Raw genomic sequence first — 21,983 nt, 5'->3', positions numbered from 1 at the left:
TATCTGTGTTTTTTAATTAAATTTTTTTAATTGCTACCCGTAAAATGGTCTTGCGTTTGGCTTCCTCTACCCGGCGAAAATCACTCATATAGATTTCAGTGTGTTCCTTTTCAATCCGCTGATAACCATTTTGTTTGATAAAATCATCGAGTATTTTAAAGGTTGCCGGCTCGTCATCAAAGGAACCAACGTGTAGAATTTGGGCCACTAACTGTGCTGGGCGTCTTTCAAAGAATACAGCGTCTAGTAAAGCTGGATCGACTTTGGCAAGCACTCGCTGCTTAGCCGACTCGGCAATTTCAGGCGTCACAAAATCAGGTTGCTTAATGCCAATTTTGTATTCAAAATGACTTTTTTGCATTACTGGAGCACTTAAGAATTTTTCTTGAAGTCCCCAATATCCTTCAAGTGGATAGACGGTGTACAGTTGAAAGTTGGGAATAACCCAACCAGCTTTTTGACTCATTCGAATTGAATATGCTAAAGGATATAAAACCTGGATTCGCTTTGAAAAATCCGGTAAATTAGGATCTCCAATCCCTCTAATACTAAAGTAGTTTTGTTCGGGGATGGTTAAGATTTGAGGCTTTTTTCTAGTCGAAAAACCTGGTTCGGTCTTTCGCCATTCAATTTTTTTAACTTCCATACACCGTCACCAACCTAAGCCAAAGCCTTGTTTGCGTCACTAATTTTCATTGAGATATTCTTTGGTTTATCTTGAACAACCACAATTGTTCCGTTTCCCAGAAAATCTTTTTTGCCAGAATATTTAATCGAATATTCTTTTGCAACAGAGCCGGAGTTTTGTAATCCCATTACGTAGATTTCGTCATCGGTGGAATCGTCACTAAAGACAAAGGCAATCACGGGTGTGACAACAATTTGGTCTTTTTTCATTTGGCGTAACGTGTCCCAAAGACCGTTGATAACTTCGGTTGGAAACATTGTTTTAACTTCTTCAGATACTTTTCTCTTCTTTGTTGGATCAAACATTATTAATTCCTCCACTTTTTTACATACAAACAGATTAACATACATTTTAAATTTTTTGATAAATGTATTTAAAATAATACTATCTAGTGTTAAAAACTAGGTCATCGTGATACAATGCTAGCATATATGACATAAAGGAGCGATTAGAATGAGTGATTACAAAGAATATCAGCGCTGGCTTGAATTGGTTCGCCTAATTGAACTACCACACTGGGATAATTTGCCAAACTTTGATTTGTACATGGACCAAGTGGTGGCTTTGATGACGGAGTATACGGGACCGTTGGGATTGGAAGCCGTGACCCCAGCAATGGTAAATAACTACGTCAAAAATAAAGTAATCGTTGCGCCAACTAAAAAGAAATATCAGGTTATGCAAATTGCAGATATTTTATTGATTACTTTATTGAAACAATCATTTTCAATCCAAGAAATTCGAACAGGAATCGATCGAGTGACGGCCAGTGAATATCCTAAACAGGCCTATGATCGTTTTATTGACTTAGTAAATAAAAAAATTAGCCAAATTGGCAAATCACGTCCTGATCGAAATGCCAATAATCTTACAGATCAGCTTTTAGAAGCCGCATCTGATATGATTGTGGACCAACTTGAAACGAATCAATTGGTTAAAATTGTAAAGAATTCCAAAGTACATGAACCGACAAAGATTAAAAAAATTAAATAATTCAGAAAAAATTGGGCAGCAACAGTTATGATGAGGAAATCTCAAAAGACTGTTTGCTGCCCTTTTTACTGATAATTATAGATGACTTTTTAATCAACCACGGTTACTCCGTAATATCACCAAATTGCCCGTGGACAAGGTGAGCCAAATCCGTGGCATCCAATTGAACCGAACGGCCGATCTTGCCAGAAGAAACAATGATAGTTCCTTGCTCTTGCGCGATGTCGGAAATATAAATTGGAAAATGCTTTGTTTCATAAATTCCAATTGGTGTATTGGCGCCGTGCTCATATCCGGTTGTGGCAATTAAATCCTTGAGTGGGATCATACCGACTTTTTTGTTGCCGGAAATTTTAGCAAGCTTTTTATAGCTTAAATGCTCGTCAACTGGAATTACACCAACAACGGGGCCGGTTTTATTGCCGGTTAAGGCCAGGGTCTTATAAATAATATGGTCATCAACATCAAGATGATCAACGTTTAACTGTTGAACATCGCCATCTTGATGTGTCGGAAAAATGAATTGCTTGTATTTGATTTTGTTTTTGTCTAGAATTTGCTCGACAAGCGTCTTTGAAACCTTGTCTTTTTTCTTTTTTGACATAATTTCCACCACCCACATCGTATTTTAGCATAAGCAAATCGATGATAATAAAATGAATCTATATAAGTTTGCTATAATAAAGAAAGCAATTAACAACGGGAGATAGTCAAATGGAAGATCTGATCTATAAAAAAATTATTCATGATCTAAAAAAAAGGATTTTTAATAATGAATTTCCAAGCATGCGGTTGCCGGATGAGCGATCGCTAACTGCCGAATACGAAGTGAGTCGAAGCTCGGTTAAAAGAGCGCTTAGTTCAATGGCGCATCAGGGAATTGTCTTTAAAAAACGGGGATCGGGAACCTTTATTAATCCGCTCTATTTAAAAAGTCAATCATCCTTTAATTACGAAGGAACTAATTTAGGAATTACTGATAGTTTAAAATCGGATGGAAAAAAGCAAGGAATTAAAGTTCTAGACTTTTCGGTAATTCCAGCGACCGAGAATATGAAAACGGACTTGTTTTTAAATGAGGACGATTTTGTTTACCAAATCCGACGGCTACGTTTATTAGACGATGAGCCGATTATGATTGAAACGGGTTATATTCCGATTAAAATTGCTCCAGAACTTTCTCGAGCAATTGTTGAAAAATCGATTTTTAACTATTTAGAGGATACAAGAGGACAGCACGTCACACGCTCATTTCTATCAATTCAAGTTGAACCTTCGAATTCGGAAGATCAGGAGCTGCTGGGTCTAACCGAAAATGAACCTGTTGGAGTAATGTCGGGTATTTTCTTCATGGATGATGGAACGCCTTTTGAAATTTCTAATATGCGAATTCACTACAAATACATGAATTATAGTACCTTTGTGTCACTAGATTAATTATATTTAACAGGGTAAAGCGTTTGACTACTAGTTAAGCGCTTTTTTGAGTTACAATGGGCACGTAGGAATGATTGTATCAGTAATTTTAAAATTGGACCGCATCAATTTTATAAATGATTGAACAATTTTAAAAAAGCGATTATAATCAGTTCATAAATTAAAAACATTTTTCGTTCACGAAAGGAAGAGCACAATGACAGATTATTCATCAAAAGAGTATTTTGACAAGCTTGATAAATTTTGGCGCGCAGCCAACTATCTTTCAGTCGGACAACTTTACTTAAAAGACAACCCTTTGTTGAAGCGTGATATTGAAGCTTCAGATGTAAAGGTTCATCCAATTGGACACTGGGGGACAATTCCTGGACAAAATTATATTTATGCCCATTTAAACCGTGCAATCAATAAATATGATGTAAATATGTTTTACATTGAAGGACCAGGTCATGGTGGCCAAGTAATGGTTTCTAATTCTTACCTTGATGGTTCGTATACAGAAGCATATCCAGCAATCACACAAGACGAAGAAGGAATGAAGAAACTCTTCAAACAATTCTCATGGCCAGGCGGGGTTGCATCACATGCTGCTCCTGTTACACCAGGTTCAATTCATGAAGGTGGAGAACTTGGTTATTCACTTTCACATGGTGTTGGTGCAATCTTAGATAATCCAGACCAAATTGCAGCCGTTGTTATTGGTGATGGTGAAGCTGAAACTGGTCCATTAGCAACTTCATGGCAACATAACCGTTTCATTAATCCAATTACTGATGGTGCTGTACTTCCAATTTTGGATATTAACGGCTACAAGTTAAGTAACCCAACGCTTTCATCTCGAATGTCAGACGAAGAATTAACTGAATTCTTCCACAGCCAACATTGGGATCCATACTTTGTTGAAGGTAGTGATGCTGAAGCAATGGATCCAAAGATGGCTGAAGCAATGGACAAGGCAATCGAGAAGATTCAAGAAATTCAAAAGAATGCTCGTGAAAATCATGACGAAACATTACCTTACTGGCCAGTAATCGTCTTCCGTTCACCTAAGGGTTGGACAGGTCCAAAGACATGGGATGGTAAAGTAATCGAAGGCACATTCCGTGCTCATCAAATTCCAATTCCAGTAGACCAAGCTGATTTGCAACATGTTGATGCTTTAGTCGATTGGATGAAATCATACAAGCCTGAAGAATTATTTGATGAAGAAGGCCATGTATTACCTGAAATTGCTGAAATTGCACCTAAGGGTATCAAACGAATGGCTTCTAACCCAATTACAAACGGCGGGGTTAACCCAACTGATTTGAATTTGCCAGATTATCGTGCATATGCTGTTGATACCACCAAACGTGGTGAAAACCAAAAGCAAGATATGTTGGTTTGGTCAGATTATCTTCGTGACGTTGTAACAAAGAATCCAAAGAACTTCAGAATGTTTGGCCCTGATGAAACAATGTCAAACCGTCTATACGGCTTGTTTGAAGTAACAAATCGTCAATGGCTTGATCCAATTAAAAAAGATTGGGATGAAGGATTGGCACCTGAAGGACGCATCCTCGATGCCCAACTTTCAGAACATTCTGCTGAAGGATGGCTTGAAGCTTACACATTGACTGGTCGTCATGGAATTTTCACCAGTTACGAAGCATTCCTTCGGATCGTGGATTCAATGATTACACAACATTTCAAGTGGTTGCGTAAAGCTTCTGAATTAGATTGGCGCCGTGATTACCCATCACTAAACGTGGTATCTACTTCAACGAGTTTCCAACAAGATCATAACGGCTATACTCACCAAGATCCAGGTATCTTAACTCATTTAGCTGAAAAGAAACCTGAATTTATCCGTGAATATTTACCAGCTGATGCCAACTCATTGCTTGCTATTAGCCCATTAATTATGAATGATCGTGGTAAAGTTAACTTGATTATTGCATCAAAACAACCACGTCCACAGTTCTACTCAATGGCTGAAGCAGAAACATTAGCTAAGAACGGACTGGGAATTATTGATTGGGCAAGCACAACGAATGGCGAAGAACCAGATGTCGTTATTGCTGCTGCAGGTACAGAACCAAATATGGAAAGTCTTGCTGCAATCAACATTTTGCATGACAAATTCCCTGACTTGAAGATTCGTTTCATCAACGTGATTGATTTGTTGAAACTCAAAAGTCCAAAGGTTAACTCCAATGGTATGAGTGACGAAGAATTTGACCGTTACTTTACTAAGGACAAACCAGTTATCTTTGCTTTCCATGGTTTCGAAGATTTAATTCGTTCAATCTTCTTTGATCGCCATAACCATAATTTACATGTTCATGGCTACCGTGAAGAAGGCGATATTACGACACCATTTGACATGCGTGTTCTAAATGAACTCGATCGTTTCCACTTGGCACAAGATGCAATCAACTCTATTCCAGAATATGCTGAAAAGGGCGCTGATTTTGCTCAAGAAATGGATAACACACTCGAACGTCATTACCAATACATTCGTGATAATGGTGATGATCTTCCGGAAGTTAAGAACTGGGTCTGGAAAGACGTTAAATAATCGATAATTAATCATTTACAGTCAAAAAGACTGAAGGAGAACTCATGTAGAGTTCCTCTTTCAGTCTTTTTATTTTTCAAAATAATTGGGGATTGGTGCGTCAATCTCTTTTGAATTAATATTAAATGGAAGCGGAAATTTAATTTTCCAAGAATGAAGGCGCATAGGAAAATCAGTACTTTGCGGATTATAGAGCGGATCACCGACAATTGGATGCCCAATGGATGCCATATGGACACGTATTTGATGGGTCCGACCAGTTTCCAATTGGATTTGAACCAACGCGGTTTGACCACGATTTTCTAGAACACGATAGTGCGTAATCGCATTTAGCGCATCTTGACCGTCAATTTGACGCTTTCTTTGATCAAGCGGGTCAAATCCAATTGATCGATCGATTGTTCCGTTAGCAACGTCAAATGTGCCTTCTACGATGCACAGATACGTTCGTTGGATAATTTTTTGGCTAATCTGACGACTTAAAATTGGAACAACGACCGGATTTTTAGCAACTAAAAGTACACCACTCGTCCATTGGTCCAAGCGATGAACATTGTAAGACGCAAAATTAGTATTTTTAAAGTAGCCTTGAAGGATGTTCATCATGCTCCCTAATTCATGGGGTTGATTAGCGTGTGTTTTGATTCCTGAAGGTTTATTAACAACGATTAAGTCGTTCGTTTCAAATAAGACGTCCGGTTGTTTGGAGAGGTCAAGATCAAATGGAGGGGCGGGAGTGGTGAAATCCGCGGTATCAAACGTTAAATCAATCTGATCTCCTTTTTGAACAACAGTATTCATCGGGCGGTAGCGAGCATTGATTAGAACTCGTTCATTAATTCTCAAAAAATGGACGACTTTGCGAGAAAGCAGCCATGTTTTTTGAAGTAGATCACGAATTGTTTGGGGATGGTATTGTTCTGATAATTTAATTGAATAGTGCCACTGCATAGTAAAAGCTCCTTAAAAATTGAACATGTTGGATTTGTATTACAAACCTAAACTTTGATCGGTGGAAATGAAAGAACCGTGACAAAATTAATTCGCCACGGTTCTGCACATTTTCTAAGAATTATAGTTTTATTTTTCTTCTTTGTCTGGTTTAACAATTAAAACGTCACAAATGGCATTTCGACTGACATAAGTTGCCACTGAACCAACCATCAAACGTTCAAGCGCGTTTAGACCGGTTGAACCAATCATAATTAGTTCATTTTTATGGTCTGTAGGGAACTCCCGGGCAATAACGGGTTTGGGATTTCCAAAACGAATATGCACACTTACATCGGTCACGCCAGCGTCTTCAGCTTTTTTCTTGAGCTCTTCTAGGCGATGTTGGACGTCCTCTGAAAGTTTGTAGATTACATCCCCACTAACTGCCCCACCGTAAGTGTCACTGAATTGATTAACTTCAAGGACATTTAAAATATCGAGATGGGTATTGTTTCTTTTTGCAACTTCGATTGCCCGGTCGAGAACGACTTCTGTGGCTTTGGATCCATCAACAGGTGCTAAGATATTTTTATATTGTTGTAGCATGTTATCCACCATCCAATCATCTTTTCTTATACTAATGATATCATTTTCACAAAAATTTGTAAGCCTTTTTATCTTCAAAATGTAGCCATGAGTCAAAATACTTCTAATTATTAGATTTATACGTTAAAATACAATTGCGCAATGTAAATGGCGACCACGGCCGCCATTAAGCATTCTCTTTTTCCATGGAGATAGGATGCAAAATTTCTCAGCTGATTTTTCAGTTGGGAAATTTTTTGTTAGTGGGGAAAGTGGTTTTTCAATTCTCGCATGCAATTAACGGTTTTAGCAATTTTTTCCATGAGCGGTTGACAAATTAGCGCTTAGATTATATTATGCTAGACAACATTAAAAAAAGATTAAAACGATGAAGAGAAAAGTAACTATCAATTAAAGTTACAGAGAGCTCCGTTTGGTGAAAAGGAGTAGTTTGATTGATTCGTGAAAGTAGTCTCTGAGTGTTGGATGCGAAAGTTGAGTGTCCAATGGTTGCACCCATTATAGTGCCAAGGTATCGCAAGCTTTAGCTTTGCCGTACTTGGTGAGGTATGCCTTGAGAAAAGTATACAAAGATAGGTGGTAACACGTGAAAACGTCCTTATTCGGCAATTGTCGAATAGGGGCGTTTTTATTTTAATCAAATTTTTAAGATAGGGGGCTCAATCATGATTGAGAAAAATTCAAGAAGTAATGGCGGTTTGGTCCGAGTCTCGTCTTTAATTTAAAGATAAAGAATGCGTTGAACTTTAAATAAAAGGGAGAACAGGTTATGGAAAGAGAAAAATTAGGAATTAAAGAATATATTTTTATTGCATCAATGTTATTTGGAATGTTTTTTGGAGCCGGAAATTTAATCTTTCCGATCCACTTGGGACAACTAGCTGGAAGTCAGTGGTTAACTGCGGGAATCGGTTTCTTAATTACTGGAACGATTTTGCCACTACTAGCAATCATTTCAATTAGTATTACACGATCTAATGGGATTTATGATTTGGCCAAACCGATTGGTGAACGCTATGCCACATTTTTCATGGTTATGGTATGTGCAACTCTTGGGCCACTGTTTGCAACTCCCAGAACAGCCACAACGCCGTTCCAAATTGCTTTTGGTCAAAGTCTTAATTCATCTCAAACGCCAATTGCACTTTTAATCTATTCGGCAATTTTCTTTAGTATCACGTACTCTTTTTCAAAACGGCCGATGGGGATTATTGATTCAATTGGAAAACTATTAAATCCAGCTTTTTTAATTCTTCTCACGGTTATTTTCGTATTTTCATTTACACGTCCGTTGGGAAAAGCTTCTTCACAAGCTACGACTGCTCTTTATCACGGTGGAAGTTCCTCATTTTTGAATGGTTTCTTGCAGGGGTATAACACAATGGATGCCATTGCCGGATTACTATTCGGAATCGCCATCGTTACTACCATCAAGGGACTTGGAATTAAACGTCCGACAATGATTGCAAAGGTGGCCGCAAAGTCGAGCGTTTTGAGCATTACGCTGGAAGCCCTTATCTACATGGTTTTAATTTGGATCGGTGCAACTAGTCTGGAATATTTTAAGATTTCCGCAGACGGAGGAATCGGTTTTAGCCAAATCGCGATGCATTTCTTAGGACTACCTGGACAAATAATTTTAGCAATTATGGCAACATTGGCTTGTTTAACGACTTCAATCGGACTTAGTACTTCATTTGCCGAAGCAATGCATAGTAAATTTCCAAAAATCCGATATGAAGTATGGAACATCTTAACATGCTCATTTTCGTTTGTTTTTGCCAACGTGGGGCTTGACCAAATCATCGCGTGGTCAACACCAATGTTAATGTTTCTCTATCCATTAGCAATTACCCTGATTGCATTGTCAATTGCATCGCCACTCTTTAAGAAAGCACGAATTATCTACATTATGACAACGGCATTTACAATTATTCCAGCTATTATTGATGCAATTGCATCGGCACCCGCAGTTATCTCGGCCAGTAGTTGGGCGAAAATAATTCTTAGTATCGACAAACGTTTTTTACCATTTGCGGGTTACGGAATGGACTGGGTATTGCCGGCCACAATTGGGTTTACTGTTGGCCTAATAATTTACCTGTTAAAAAAGGGTACAATCAAAAATACTATTATGGACTAAGAAAAAGGAAAAATTACTACTACTCTGTTAGTTACCGGTGGACATATGCTTGCCATTAATTCTATTCAACAGTAGTTTTCAGTACTGCTTAGTTACTAAATTTAGAGAAGAAATATTTACTTTTTGATATAAAGAGTTTTAGCTTTTCCACCATAGCTTGATCAGCGCTTGTGTCCCATCATCACCTAAACCTTGTTGATTAACGAGATTATCATATAGTTGGGTTGCCAAACGAGTTGATGGTAAATCAATTTGCATTTGACGCGCCTCATCAAGTGCAATTCGAAGGTCTTTTAAAAAGTGCTTAGCGAAAAATCCGGGGGTATAATCGTCCTTTAAAATTCGAGGAACATAATTTTCCATGCTCCAGTTTGCGGCGCCACCTTCGGACAGGGTTTTTAAAACCGTCTGAAGATCTAATCCAGCGGCTTTAGCGTACACGAGCATTTCTGTTAAACCAGTCATTGTTCCTGCAATCATGATTTGATTGGCCATTTTGGCGTTTTGCCCTGATCCGTATGTGCCAAAATAGTGTGCGGAATGTCCAATTTGTTGGAAAAGGGGTTTGAGGTTGGTAAAAGTTGGTTGATCTCCACCCACCATAATTGTCAAAGTAGCGTTTTGAGCACCAATGTCACCACCAGAAACTGGGGCATCTAGCGCCTTTACACCTAATAATTCAGCTTGTTGTCCAATTTTTTTAGCTAACGCTGGGGAGCTTGTGGTCATATCGATAATGGTTTGGCCCTTGTGCAATGCCGAAAAGATTCCGTTATCACCGAAGTAAACTTCTTCCACGTCTTGTGGAAAACCAACCATGGTGATGATGATATCACTTTGTTCGGTCAGTTTAGCTGGAGTTTCTGCCCATTTCGCGCCATGTTCTAGTACAGAATCCGCCTTCGCAGCGGTTCGATTAAAGACGATGATATCGTGATGATGAGCTAGTAAGTTGTTGATAATACCCGTCCCCATCACACCTGTGCCAATAAATCCAATTTTCATTATGATAATCCTCCAGACGTACTAATTTTTACTTAATTATAGTAATATAGGAACGCAAGGTGCAACATATGTGTGTAAAAATGATGTTTAGATGTTAAACTCATATGTAGAAAACAAAAGTTGAGGGACAAGATGAAAGTATTAGCAAATGAAGTTATTCAGACATTAAAAGATGCGAGTTTTATTACAGAAGATTTTAAGATAGGTAAAGCGACTTTAAAAAAGGCAGATGGCTCTGGAGTTAGACCGGCATTTGAATTTTTAAAAGATGCCATCCAAGAAAATGCCATTGCTGAAGCGGTCATTAACGTCAATAAAAGTGTTGTAATTAAATTGCAGTCAAATATTATTAACCTACCACTTGCTTACCCAGCACCAGTCGAAAAGTTGACGGAAGCAGAAAGGGAATATGATATTAATGTTTACGCTGTGATCGAAGCTGAGGATATCAATCCATCTCATTTAAGAATTGACGAAATCGGAACAGCGGATGATCTGATTGAAGGCAATCCTGATTTACAGTTAAACTTCAGAGATTGGTTGTTAGAACAATTTGATCGATTAGATAACAAAGGAAAAGAAGAACCCAAGGTTGAAGAGTAGGAGGTTTTTATGAAAAGATTTGAGCTGATAGTCGGAGTAGCAATTTTAATGATTTTATCAACTTTTGGCCTCAGTGTGCATGCGTACCAAAAGCAGGTTGTTCGCCAGGAAAAGGTTGAACTTCAAAAAACAGCGGTTAAAAAATCTTTGCCTAAAAGTACTTCAAAAGATGATAAGCTGGCTGCGGATGAAGCCAACGCAACAACTACTAGTAAAGATAGCAAAATGAATCCGATTGATTGGAAAAAGCCCTCTGAAAAGAAGGACTATCCCGATTTAACAAAGTATCCCAATGCATATTTAAAGGTTTCCATTTCAAAGCAACGCGTTTATGTAATGAATGGAAACAAGGTTCTTTATACAATGTATGCGTCAACCGGATCAAAAGATAGCCCTACTCCTACTGGAACTTTCCAAATTCAAGCGGAACGGGGAGAATTCTTCTACAACGCATCGTCTAAGGAGGGTGCAAAGTATTGGGTTTCCTTTAAGGATCATGGAATATACCTATTCCATACGGTTCCAACCGATAAAAATGGAAACTTTATCGAAGAAGAAGCTAACCAGTTAGGTAAAGAAGCTAAATCACATGGATGTGTCAGATTGGCAGTTCCGGATGCTAAATGGATTTATGATAAAGTTCCGGAGGGCATGAAAGTTGAAATACATTAAGATGTTACAAGCGTGGTTGTTGAAAACACGTCACTTTAAAGCGGAAGTTTTATGGGGAGTTGGCATCTTAGTTGGAGCATTATTACTAATCAAAATTGTGGGAAGATTAGTTTTGGGGACAACTTTCTTAGGATTCGGGACGATCATCAAGGCCCTGTTATTATACATGGTAATTATTTTTGTAATCCGATTTGCTGAAATTAAACTAAAAAAATAAAGCATACAGCGATAAAAGAGAAAGCGATTGGCTTCATATCTTTTCGGTATGCTTTTTTATTTTTCGCCAAAATGTTTCAAAAATTAGTGGAACAATAATTAACATTAGGAAAATTAAAGTAAAATACTGTCTTACGAATGTTGTTTGTCCAAAAAAGTAACCTGAAAAACAACAAAGTCCGACCCATAGTAGTACGCCCATAAAATTAAGCTTATTGAAACGGCGCCAATCCATTTGAGTTGTGCCAGCAATAATGGGGACGAATAGACCAATGAAAGGGATAAAGCGCGAAAAAATTAGTGACTTTCGCGTGTTATCATCGAAAAGTTCCTGAGTTTGGTTCATCTTTTCTGAATCATTGATCTTTCGAGCAAGTCGATTTTTTTGATCCAAATTGCGACCGTACCAGTACTTAACCATTGCTCCAGAAGTTGCGGCAAAGATGAAAGTGATCAATAGTAGAAAAATATTTAGTCTGGAATTGGTGGAAGCGGCAATTGTACCGGTGAGAAATAGCACAGACTGTCCGGGTAGGAAAGAAAAAACAATGAACGCCGTTTCTAAAAAAATCCAAATGAATAAAATTAAGTATACCCAATCGTTTAATTGTTCGGTTAGGGGCGTTATATACGAAAGAGGATGAATAAAGAATCCAATAGCAATATCAATCATGTTGTCCTCGCTTTCTATTTTTCCACATAATTATCATACAATTTTTAAACTTAAAATGGCAATTATGAAGCGTGATCAGCTTGTGAATTTTAGCGATTCATGGTACATTAGATGCATGCGATGAGTCGAGATAGGTCAGACAACTTTAAGTTGTTTCGCTGCGGTGACTAGTGACCAATTTCACCGGCACACTTTGTACCTACCGTATTGTAGGCGTGTGAGTCAATTTGGGTGTGTGAGCCACTCAACGACTGAATCAATTTAATTTGATGACCGGCTAACCGAGGGAATTTAATTCTCTCGGTTTTTTTGTGCTTAAATTTTTCAGACATGGCGATGAATAATATCAATGCTTTGTCATGCTGAAACTATCGATTTCGATATGCCAGTAATGCCCAGATTATGGAAGATAAGCTTAAAATTAAAGCACAAAGACAAGCTATTTTTCCGCCATATAAATTGTACAAGATAATAATTCCGGTACTGCCGATCGGTGCACCCAGGGTAACAATTGTGCTAATGGTTCCAAACACACTACCAGTCATATGAGGGTCGATTTGTGGCATCATTGTAGCAAACATCTTGGGATCCATCTTGCCACTCATGAAACTTACGATAAACATACTCAGTAAGATCAGATAAAAATTTGGATAAAATAATAGAAGACTGAACGCAATAATCGGGGCCATCAAGGTTACAAGAAGCAACTGAAATAGGTTCAAACGATCAATCCACGTCTTCTTAGTAACACTTCCCCAAACGCTGCCAACTACATAAGTGATATTAATGGTCAAAATTGCCACCGCATAATTAATTTTTAGCACTGGTGCCAAGTCGATAAATAATAAATTTAAAATTGCATCAAAACTTACCACAACAATGTTTAATACCATCACAATTCCTAAATAGCTTATGGCACCCATTCCAGTTGTTTGAAGCATTAATTCTTGAATTATTGGCCATAGACAGTTCGAAGTTTTCTTGGGTTTGACTCTTATTGTTGATAAAATTGAACGCCGACCGACGATAAGACAAATTGCGGATACTAAAAAAGTTAGGGCATTTATCAATCCCGCCAATGAATAGTTGTGAGTTTGAGTAATGATAAAGACTCCTACGCTTTGCCCCAGAGGTTCGACAAGGGTACCAATTGCAGAATTTAATCCCATTGTTTGTTGTCGACTACGGTCTTCAATGCGATCCTGAATGATAATTGTTAATAAATTTCCGCCGTAATTACCGATGATGTCAGAAATTAAATTGATTCCAACGACTAAATAAAATACAAAAACGGTTTTATGATTGATCACCTGTGCTAAAAAAAGATATAAAATGACTTGAATAATTTTTGTAAAAATTAACCAATTTGTTTTTTGTTGAGTTAGGTCGGCTATTTTCCCGTCATTCCTCCAAATATCGATGGGATGACTAGTGCGATCGAAACTATTGAAACGAACAAATGGGAATTAAAGAAGCTTTTAGCGTATGTAAGTAGAATAATATTAAAAATGCTGACACCCAAAGTTGCAAAAAGGTTCGCACTAACGATGGTCTGCAGTGTTTTATTTTTTATAATTTTAAGCATATCTTGCCCCCCGATATTTTTTTAATATTCATATATTATCAGGAGTATAAATGATATGATTAACCAACATGTTGCATATATGCTACGTTACCGGAGGAGAATGATTATGGCTAAAATAGGGCTAACAGTTCATGAAATTCGAATTAATAAAGGACTTACTCAAAAGGAAGTGTATGCCGGTATTGTTTCTCGCTCATTTGCTAATCGGTTTGAAAAGGGACTAAATGATATTTCAGCCAGCAAATTATTTTCTATTTTAGATAACTTAGCAGTTTCGTTAGACGAGTTTCGCTTTATTTCACAAAATTATCAAAGTGCTCCCTACGACCAAGCCCTTCTTTTTATTACACAAAAATACGCCGCACAGGATTTTATGGCGATTTCAGAATGGGTGCATACCCATGAAAAAAGTCCGTATTCATATGATAAACTCGTCTCAAGTTACGCCACCATTCTTTTGACGACTTATGAAAATGTTACAGTTGGAATCACACCAGCCACATACGATATCTATCAACATTTGCAAAGTACACCAATGTGGACGACCCAAGAGTTAAAAGTTGTTAATGTAATTATTCCAATGGTTGCAACTACATCGGGAATTAAAGCGTTGGATGAGTTTACGGTAAAAATGGAAGAAAACTGTGGACGTTATCAAACTGATTTGGGCGATCCGTTCAACGTGCTGAACAGTCTCATCGAGTTTTACGGGGTACTGATGCAAACCTATTTAAATTTCGAAGATTATCAACGGGCTACCAAAATAGGATCTAAACTAACTGCCATTGGTGCTAAAAAAATGAATTGGGATGGAATTTTGGCTAAGCAATTCTGGCTTGGGATATGGGAACTATATTTTGGTGATTGGTTAAAGGGTAACCAACTGCTGGACGAAGTTATTAACTTGGAAAAAAGACAATCTCCGCGAATTGACAACACCTTATTGACGATTTACAAAGTACGGCTAAAAGCGGCCACAAAATATCGACAAAAAAGAACTTAATTCTTTTCAGAAAAATTAAGTTCTTTTTTGTCAGCAGTAACGCTGTTTTGTTCTAAAAATTAGTTAAACTCGTCGCTTAGAAATTTCGATTAAAAATAGGGGGGAGGGCTTGAATCAAACGCCAACAGGATCCGCTTTGAACATTATTTTACCAAGTAAACTTGGTCGTGAATTAAATCGAAGGGTTGATAATGCGAATTGAGTTGTTTGGTACGCTCATCATCAATTAGCTCTGCTTTTTGCCAGAAGGCATGACTATTTGTTGCACCATTTTTTTCTCCGATACAAATTAAGAGCGGCTGCTTTGGAAGCGAGCGAAGTTTCTCCAAAACTTCAACATCGATGGGAACACCATCGGGAGACCATGACATAATAACAAATTCAACCTGTCCCTGATATTTTTCGATGGCAGACAATGCGTCCAATTTTTCAACCTCAGTCACTAGATGCCGACCGGTTTCGTTTTCCTTGGTCCAATCAAGCGAGTCGGTGGTAAAAACGGTCTGGCCCTTGGCGCGTAATCCGCGGCTGATGTAACCATTTCCGGCCATAATTTCAAGAACTGGTTTATGTGAAAGAAAACGGGCAAGGTCGTTAATGAATGGCGCTGAAATATATGCCCACATTCCGTAACTTTCTTCCAGGTAATCGCGGTATGAACGAAGAAGTTTGTCTAGCTTGGGCAGTTCAGTTGTCAACTGTTCCCAAAGTTGATCGCCACGAGGGTCACCCATTGGATAAATTGATTGAATGTTATTGAAGATTTGATCCTGAATATCTTCTGGTAGTTCTAGTAATGGAAGCTGTTGTGGTAGCAAGTTTTGACGAATTAGTCGGTCACTTTCTAAAATTTGATTAATCAAAAAGACGATCGAACTGTTGTCCTTAAAAAGCTCCCGATAGCGCTCGAGACGATTGATGTATTCGTTAGTTATTGGGGTTGAACGTCTAGTTTTCAACTGTTTTTTTAACTTTTTTAGTTTTTTGGGATTCATCTACTATTCGTCCTTTTTCTTGTTCCAATTGAGGTCAAGTTCTTCTTGCTCAGTGGTGTCACTCACGACGCGGCGCTTTTTACCATGAAAGTAGCCGTCCATTAATTGAAAGATTTCGTATCGATCATCCCCGCTGAGCACTTTATGGTCAAAACTTAATTGACGTCCAGATAGGAATAATTTACTTAAATCATATTCATTTAACGCAGCCCTGCCACAAATATAATCCATGCTAACGTCAAAATATTCGGCAAGTTTTTGAACCTCTAAATAAGAAGGGGTTCGTACTCCACGTTCCCAATTTCCAATTTGATTGGAAGTATTTTGATTCTCATCGGGAAAAAGCTCGTTCAAATCTTTTGCAAGTACCTCTAAGGTGATGTGTTTTCCGTGCCTTAACGCACGTAACCGTTCTGGAAACATATGACTTCCTCCTCTGGCGATCTATCTAATCCTATTTTAATACACAATTACGCCGTGCGACAAATTAAACTAAGTGTCACAGGAGTTTTTTTGTTAAAAGAGACTTTCAATAAATTTTTTCCAAACTATTTCAAAAAAATATATACTAAACTGGTCGGAGGAGAATAATAAATGAAAAAATTTTGGAAATGGTTCTTAATTGTTGTGGGAGTACTGCTAGTAATTGATATCGGTGCCGGAATGTACTTTTTCCACACAGCCGAAGTACGTGATAAAAAAAGTTTTATTTCAAATGATGCGAAGATAACTAAAAATGACCCACTACTTAGGCAAAAAACATGGTATAAAAATGTCAAAAAAGAAAATTGGTCGATGACGTCGGCAACGGGTGATTTAAAATTAAAGGCTTACTACATTCCAGCTGAACGTCCATCCGATAAAACGGTGATCCTGGCACATGGATTTTTGCAAAGCAAGGATGGTGAAGGTGGCCCAGCAGCAATGTTTCATGAACTCGGATATAACGTCTTAGCTCCTGACGATCGTGCACATGGGGACAGCCAAGGAAAATTAATTGGCTACGGATGGACGGATCGACGCGATTATATTAAGTGGATGAATAAACTTTTGAAAATCAAGGGTTCGCATCAACAGCTGGTTATGTATGGAGTTAGTATGGGCGGAGCGACAACCATGATGGTGAGTGGCGAACCAGACGTTCCGACGCAGGTTAAAGCGTACATTGAAGACTGTGGCTATACAAGTGTCGAGGACGAAATTACTTACCAAGCAAAATCCATGTATAACTTGCCTAAATGGCCTCTTGTTCCAACGGTTAGTTTGATTTCAAAGATTCGAGCAGGCTACGACTATTCTGAGGCAAGTTCACTTAAACAGTTGGCGAAAAATAAAAAGCCAATGTTATTTATTCACGGTTCTAAAGATACTTTTGTACCGACCAAAATGGTTTATCAACTATATGATGCGACAAAAGGTCCTAGAGAGAAGTATATTGTTAAAGGCGCCGGACATGCCGAATCATTACAAACGGACTATCCCAAATACAAACGGACGGTTAAACAATTTTTAAATCGATATATGGAATGAAAAATCGAGTTAGGATCAATCAAACTTTAAGGTGAGAACGCCTTAAATGATATTTGATTGATCTTAACTCGATTTTATTTTTTAAAATAAATTAATTGTAGATACTATCATTTTGCATATAAATCCATTCATCGTTGGAAACTTGCTCGTATAAAAGACTCGCTAGCTCCCGAGAGATCATGTTTTTATTTAATTGATTCTGAATAAAGTTATATTCATTTTGGAAAGCGTTGATAAAAAGCTCTTCTTGGATTTCATTTGTTCGCTCGTTATTTTGAAAACGACGATGGCGTTCGCGGTAATAACCTTCAATCCAGTGAATTTCCGCATGATTATCATCTGCGAGCGTCTTTTTTAAAGATGCAAAAATTTGCGGAGAAATCTGATCTTCAATTTTTGCAATATCATCGCGAGCACTTAATATGGTTTTCTTTAATTTCTGTTGATCAACCGACTTGAGTCGGCGTTTTAGATGATGAGTCATCTTAATAATCGAATATTTAACGCGGTGCATCAGACTTTGAAAGAAAGATTGTCGTAATTGTGAGCTTTGAATTAATGTCATTTTTTGATACAGCGTTTGTTGTTTTTCCGTGATTTCATCGTTATCAACCATATTTTGTAAGATGTCTTCTTCTAGATTGAAACATTTTTCTAATATTCTAAATGTTTTCCAACGTTTAGGATGTCGAATAGTTGATTGTTGGCTTCTTAGGGTGGCAACTACGGCCTGAGTTTCAACAGGATCTTCACCAGCTTCTACGACGCCCTTTACGGCATAATTAATCATTTGCTGACGGTATTTGGCGATATCGTCCAAACTATATGACAACGATTTACTAGGGAGCATCAAAGGTAAGATGACACTGGGAACGATTAAACTCAAAACAATGACGGTTGCTGCAATAAAAATAATATCGTTTCGAAATGGAAAGTCGGCGCCTTTTAGTAGCAATGGAATTGAAAAGGCCATTGATAAGGTGATGGTTCCGTGGATACCATTAATAGCGATCAAAAAGCGATTTAAGCTTTGCGCTTCAGGCCGAATTCGAATACTTGCCAGTCGAAATGTTACCCATAAATAACGAATAATAATCATTGCGATATAAAGCAAAATTCCAATTAAAATTAAATAACCCATTGAACCAACTTCGCGTCCGTTGTTGGTAATATCATAAATTACGGTGGGTAATGAAACTCCAAGCAAGATAAAAACGAAACCATTCATTAAGTTCGTAAATATTTCAAAAGTGGTTTTTGAAACGACTTGAGTCTTTGTCGAAGTTAAACGTAGGGATTTGGACTGTGTACTTTGAATTAGTCCGGCCGCAACAACCGCTAGAATGCCGGAAGCTCCGAATTCTTCTGCAATTAGATAAATTGCGAAAGGTTTAATGATGTTTATTGGAACGACAACGTTAGGATTATCAATGTTGGTTTCAATAAGAAGCAACTGAAGTCGAATGAATAACCATCCAATAATCCAACCCACTAGAAGTCCACCGAAAAAAACGTACAGATAGTTCAAAATGCTCATTAATGGTGAAAATTGTCCGGTGTTGAACGCCGTAAGCGCTAGGTCGAACGCCACGATTCCGCTGGCGTCATTGAAAAGGGACTCATTTTTCAAACTTAGCATGGCTTCATTGGGAATTTCAAGGTTTTCGGTAACCGAAGATACGGCGACCGCATCTGTTGGTGTAATAATCGAAGCGAGCGCAAATGCTAATGCTAGAGGGATGCCGGGGAGCAGGGTGTATCCTAAGTAACCAACCAATATGATAGTGGTGATTGCTAAACCGATTGCTAATGAAAAGGTGTTTCCAAGCGTCAGCTTAAGTTTGTTGATGTTGGTATTCATGCCATCGTAGTACATTAAAGGAGCAATGATTGCTAACATAAATATTTCTGGATTTAGGTTAAAATGGTTAAAGTCGGGGACTAGGGATAAGGCCAAGCCAATTAATATTTGTACAATTGCTCGGGGTAAAAACTCGATTTTTGAATCGAGAACATTGGAGAGTGTTGCAGCAGTAATTAAAATTAAAATAAAAAAAACGACGGACAATTCAAATCGACTCCTTTGTTTGTTCTTTAATTAAGCGTAACAAAAAGCCATGGGAAAATCGATTCCCATGGCCAATTAATTCTTAAGTTAGTGGTTAATTTTTAGCAAATAAACTTGAGAGATACTTCATGAAACGTTCAAGATAAAAGTCGGCATCCACATTTAAGGCGACCGTGACGTTTGGATTTTTTTCGTTTAAGCGAGCGGGGTCACCAATTGTTCTTCCCCACATTTCATCAGTTGTATCAACAAACATGTTAAGGTCCATGGCCGTTGAAAATGATGAATCAAGGGCAATTCCGACTGCCAGCGGATCATGTAAAGCACATCCGCCCAAGTGAGGGCTAGTAATTTTATAGACATCGATGTAGTAATCCACAATATCAGCAAATTTACTACCGGCATTGGTGTTGAGATCACGCCAAAGCTGCGTTTCTTTTTTAGTAAGTAGGGTTCTTAAGGTAACATCTAAGCCAACCATGGTTAAATTGGTCTTACTTCTAAAGACTTCATTTGCGGCATGGGGATCTTGATTAATATTAGCTTCTGCAACAGGAGATACATTTCCAGGAACGGTTAGTGCGCCACCCATAATTGTTACGTTTCCAATCAAGGTTGCTACTTCTGGATCTTTTCGTAAAGCAAGAGCAAGGTTAGTCAGGGGACCAGTAGGCACAAGAATTAAATTAGAATTGTACTCATGTGCAGCCTCGATAATAAAATCGACTCCTGATTTTTCTTCTAAAGCGCGGCTTGGATCAGGTAATTGAACTTCACCAATTCCGTTTTTTCCGTGGATCTGTGCACTAATTGGCATAACTTCAAAGCTATCTGTTGTTTGTGAATGTTCTTCACCAAGAAAGACAGGAATATCGGTTCTTCCAAGTAATTCAAGGATCCTTAGGCTGTTTAGTCCCGCATCGGGAGTTAATACATTACCATAAGTAGCAACAATCCCAATTAAATCAACATCGGGAGCAGCCAAAGCGTAAGCAATTGCCATTGCGTCATCAATACCGGTATCTAGATCTAAGATCATTTTTTTATTTGCCAAAAGAACCCCTCCGAAATAAATAATTTATGTATTAGATACAAGTTAATCATACGAAAATAAAACTCAAAAAACAATGCTTTGCTTTCTTTTTTATAGGAGAAGCTGGTAATATATTCGTTGGATCATAAAAATTAAAATTGATTTTAAGAAAAGGGAGCAAAATCAATGGGCGAAATATACGATATTACAATTATTGGAGCCGGACCAGCGGGATTATTTGCTGGATTTTACGCGGGAATGCGGACCGCGAAGACGCAAATCATTGAAAGCCTTCCACAAGTTGGAGGACAAGTTGCGGCGTTATATCCCGAAAAGATGGTTTATGATGTTGGCGGGTATGCGGGCGTTAAGGCAGCTACTTTAGCAAAAGAGCTGGAAAAACAGGCACAACTGGTCAATACGGAGATTCGGTTGAATGAAACGGTAATTGATATTCAAAAAGAACAGGATTTTTATCACATAAAAACAACGGTAGCTGAATACGACACAAAAGCAATTTTATTAGCGACTGGAAATGGAGCATTTAATCCACGAAAATTGGCAGTCGAAGGAATTGAAAGTTTGGAAGATACAAAAGTATTTTATCATGTGCCAGATTTTGAACACTTTATGGATCAAGACGTTCTAATTGCAGGTGGTGGAGATTCAGCGATTGACATAGCACTCATGCTGGAACCGATTGCTAAAAATGTTAGCCTTGTCCATCGTCGAAACCAATTTCGAGGGATGGAACGGAGCGTTGAAAACCTAAAAAAATCATCAGTTAATGTTTTAACGCCATATTTGATTCATGATATAAAAGATGATGGCGAGGGGATTGAAGTCCAATTACGAGAAATAGGAACCGAAGCAGCGAAAGACATGCACTTTGATAAACTAATTGTTAACTACGGTTTTACTTCTAGTAATAAGATTATTAAGGGATGGCAGATCGATTTGGATCAAGAGCATCGAATGTTTTCGGTTAATAATTTAATGCAAATTAATCAAAAAAACATCTATGCAATTGGTGACGGTGTCGAATATCCCGGGAAGCTACGCCTGATTGCGACGGCCTTCGGTGAAGGGCCGGTAGCAATTGATCAAATTATGAGTGATTTGTATCCTGGTAAGCGGGGTCCAGTGCATAGCACTTCAATGTTTGAAAAGTAAGAAAAATAAATTAATCCAAATAAAAAAGTTCGCGATTGGAATGTGACCTGTACCCCAGAAGTTAAAG

Annotated in this window: 23 protein-coding genes and 1 other annotated feature; of the genes, 10 read left to right on the top strand and 13 right to left on the bottom strand. The window is 38.0% G+C overall.

The annotated features are described in order from the left end of the window. Window positions 1-16 precede the first annotated feature (16 nt). Window positions 17-646: a GyrI-like domain-containing protein gene (locus IV81_RS05060; protein WP_057802764.1), complete on the bottom strand. Its 630-nt coding sequence runs from the start codon at window positions 644-646 to the stop codon at window positions 17-19. A 14-nt stretch (window positions 647-660) separates the two neighbouring features. Continuing rightward, complete coding sequence (locus IV81_RS05055) at window positions 661-993, bottom strand: hypothetical protein (protein ID WP_057802763.1); 333 nt, start codon at window positions 991-993, stop codon at window positions 661-663. A 148-nt stretch (window positions 994-1,141) separates the two neighbouring features. Between IV81_RS05055 and IV81_RS05050 the strand changes: the two genes are divergently transcribed. Then, complete coding sequence (locus IV81_RS05050; RefSeq protein WP_057802762.1) at window positions 1,142-1,681, top strand: DUF1836 domain-containing protein; 540 nt, start codon at window positions 1,142-1,144, stop codon at window positions 1,679-1,681. 103 nt (window positions 1,682-1,784) lie between these two features. On the opposite strand, the gene ybaK is transcribed toward IV81_RS05050, so the two are convergent. After that, on the bottom strand, window positions 1,785-2,285 hold the full coding sequence (gene ybaK, locus IV81_RS05045; protein ID WP_057802761.1) for a Cys-tRNA(Pro) deacylase: 501 nt from the start codon (window positions 2,283-2,285) through the stop codon (window positions 1,785-1,787). Between the two features lie 110 nt (window positions 2,286-2,395). Here ybaK and IV81_RS05040 point away from each other — a divergent pair, with 110 nt between their 5' ends. Both IV81_RS05040 and IV81_RS05035 read left to right on the top strand, forming a co-directional pair. Beyond that, entirely contained in the window at window positions 2,396-3,118 is a 723-nt protein-coding gene (locus IV81_RS05040) for a GntR family transcriptional regulator (RefSeq protein WP_057802760.1), read from the top strand. 196 nt (window positions 3,119-3,314) lie between these two features. Beyond that, the gene (locus IV81_RS05035; protein WP_057802759.1) at window positions 3,315-5,678 is read left to right on the top strand and encodes a phosphoketolase family protein; all 2,364 of its coding nucleotides are present in this window, start codon (window positions 3,315-3,317) and stop codon (window positions 5,676-5,678) included. Window positions 5,679-5,747: 69 nt separating this feature from the next. Here the strand turns inward: IV81_RS05035 and IV81_RS05030 are convergent, their stop codons facing one another. Together IV81_RS05030 and IV81_RS05025 are read right to left on the bottom strand one after the other, a co-directional pair. Then, entirely contained in the window at window positions 5,748-6,629 is an 882-nt protein-coding gene (locus IV81_RS05030; RefSeq protein ID WP_057802758.1) for an RluA family pseudouridine synthase, read from the bottom strand. 129 nt (window positions 6,630-6,758) lie between these two features. Further along, window positions 6,759-7,217 carry a universal stress protein gene (locus IV81_RS05025; RefSeq protein WP_057802757.1) on the bottom strand — a complete coding sequence of 153 codons (459 nt, stop codon included), beginning with the start codon at window positions 7,215-7,217 and terminating at the stop codon, window positions 6,759-6,761. A gap of 358 nt (window positions 7,218-7,575) precedes the next feature. Beyond that, window positions 7,576-7,820, top strand: a binding site (T-box leader). A gap of 166 nt (window positions 7,821-7,986) precedes the next feature. On the opposite strand from IV81_RS05025, the gene brnQ reads away from it, so the two are divergent. Beyond that, window positions 7,987-9,360, top strand: coding sequence for a branched-chain amino acid transport system II carrier protein (gene brnQ / locus IV81_RS05020; RefSeq protein WP_057802756.1), 1,374 nt, complete (start codon window positions 7,987-7,989; stop codon window positions 9,358-9,360). A gap of 138 nt (window positions 9,361-9,498) precedes the next feature. On the opposite strand, the gene IV81_RS05015 is transcribed toward brnQ, so the two are convergent. Continuing rightward, entirely contained in the window at window positions 9,499-10,365 is an 867-nt protein-coding gene (locus IV81_RS05015; protein ID WP_057802755.1) for an NAD(P)-dependent oxidoreductase, read from the bottom strand. Between the two features lie 132 nt (window positions 10,366-10,497). Here IV81_RS05015 and IV81_RS05010 point away from each other — a divergent pair, with 132 nt between their 5' ends. Genes IV81_RS05010 through IV81_RS05000 form a run of 3 tightly spaced genes read left to right on the top strand, consistent with a single transcriptional unit; the run spans window position 10,498 to window position 11,857 of the window. Next, window positions 10,498-10,968, top strand: coding sequence for a hypothetical protein (locus tag IV81_RS05010; protein WP_057802754.1), 471 nt, complete (start codon window positions 10,498-10,500; stop codon window positions 10,966-10,968). 9 nt (window positions 10,969-10,977) lie between these two features. After that, a complete protein-coding gene (locus IV81_RS05005; protein ID WP_057802753.1) occupies window positions 10,978-11,640 on the top strand; it encodes a L,D-transpeptidase in 663 nt (220 codons plus the stop codon). Continuing rightward, window positions 11,627-11,857, top strand: coding sequence for a hypothetical protein (locus IV81_RS05000; protein WP_057802752.1), 231 nt, complete (start codon window positions 11,627-11,629; stop codon window positions 11,855-11,857). Before IV81_RS05005 ends, IV81_RS05000 begins: the two co-directional genes overlap by 14 nt. Window positions 11,858-11,890: 33 nt before the next feature. On the opposite strand, the gene IV81_RS04995 is transcribed toward IV81_RS05000, so the two are convergent. The 3 genes from IV81_RS04995 to IV81_RS09505 form a co-directional block, all read right to left on the bottom strand. Further along, entirely contained in the window at window positions 11,891-12,529 is a 639-nt protein-coding gene (locus IV81_RS04995) for a DedA family protein (RefSeq protein ID WP_057802751.1), read from the bottom strand. Between the two features lie 368 nt (window positions 12,530-12,897). Continuing rightward, entirely contained in the window at window positions 12,898-13,872 is a 975-nt protein-coding gene (locus IV81_RS04990) for an MFS transporter (RefSeq protein WP_236696833.1), read from the bottom strand. Between the two features lie 47 nt (window positions 13,873-13,919). Next, on the bottom strand, window positions 13,920-14,114 hold the full coding sequence (locus IV81_RS09505; protein ID WP_236696829.1) for a hypothetical protein: 195 nt from the start codon (window positions 14,112-14,114) through the stop codon (window positions 13,920-13,922). 55 nt (window positions 14,115-14,169) lie between these two features. Between IV81_RS09505 and IV81_RS04985 the strand changes: the two genes are divergently transcribed. Then, window positions 14,170-15,117 (top strand): helix-turn-helix domain-containing protein, encoded by a 948-nt coding sequence (locus tag IV81_RS04985; protein ID WP_236696828.1) that lies wholly within the window; start codon window positions 14,170-14,172, stop codon window positions 15,115-15,117. 143 nt (window positions 15,118-15,260) lie between these two features. Here the strand turns inward: IV81_RS04985 and IV81_RS04980 are convergent, their stop codons facing one another. Together IV81_RS04980 and IV81_RS04975 are read right to left on the bottom strand one after the other, a co-directional pair. Then, entirely contained in the window at window positions 15,261-16,112 is an 852-nt protein-coding gene (locus IV81_RS04980; protein ID WP_057802749.1) for a hypothetical protein, read from the bottom strand. 3 nt (window positions 16,113-16,115) lie between these two features. Continuing rightward, entirely contained in the window at window positions 16,116-16,535 is a 420-nt protein-coding gene (locus tag IV81_RS04975; protein ID WP_057802748.1) for a helix-turn-helix domain-containing protein, read from the bottom strand. Window positions 16,536-16,706: 171 nt separating this feature from the next. On the opposite strand from IV81_RS04975, the gene IV81_RS04970 reads away from it, so the two are divergent. Beyond that, the gene (locus tag IV81_RS04970; protein WP_057802747.1) at window positions 16,707-17,642 is read left to right on the top strand and encodes an alpha/beta hydrolase; all 936 of its coding nucleotides are present in this window, start codon (window positions 16,707-16,709) and stop codon (window positions 17,640-17,642) included. Window positions 17,643-17,733: 91 nt separating this feature from the next. On the opposite strand, the gene IV81_RS04965 is transcribed toward IV81_RS04970, so the two are convergent. Next, a complete protein-coding gene (locus IV81_RS04965) occupies window positions 17,734-19,710 on the bottom strand; it encodes a cation:proton antiporter (RefSeq protein WP_057802746.1) in 1,977 nt (658 codons plus the stop codon). 94 nt (window positions 19,711-19,804) lie between these two features. Beyond that, the gene (locus tag IV81_RS04960; protein ID WP_057802745.1) at window positions 19,805-20,764 is read right to left on the bottom strand and encodes a nucleoside hydrolase; all 960 of its coding nucleotides are present in this window, start codon (window positions 20,762-20,764) and stop codon (window positions 19,805-19,807) included. A gap of 165 nt (window positions 20,765-20,929) precedes the next feature. Between IV81_RS04960 and IV81_RS04955 the strand changes: the two genes are divergently transcribed. Next, entirely contained in the window at window positions 20,930-21,916 is a 987-nt protein-coding gene (locus tag IV81_RS04955; RefSeq protein ID WP_057802744.1) for an NAD(P)/FAD-dependent oxidoreductase, read from the top strand. The last annotated feature ends 67 nt before the right edge of the window (window positions 21,917-21,983 follow it).

It is taken from the genome of Pediococcus stilesii (assembly GCF_001437075.1).
Classification (GTDB): domain Bacteria; phylum Bacillota; class Bacilli; order Lactobacillales; family Lactobacillaceae; genus Pediococcus; species Pediococcus stilesii.
This window is presented reverse-complemented; position numbering and strand designations above follow the sequence as displayed.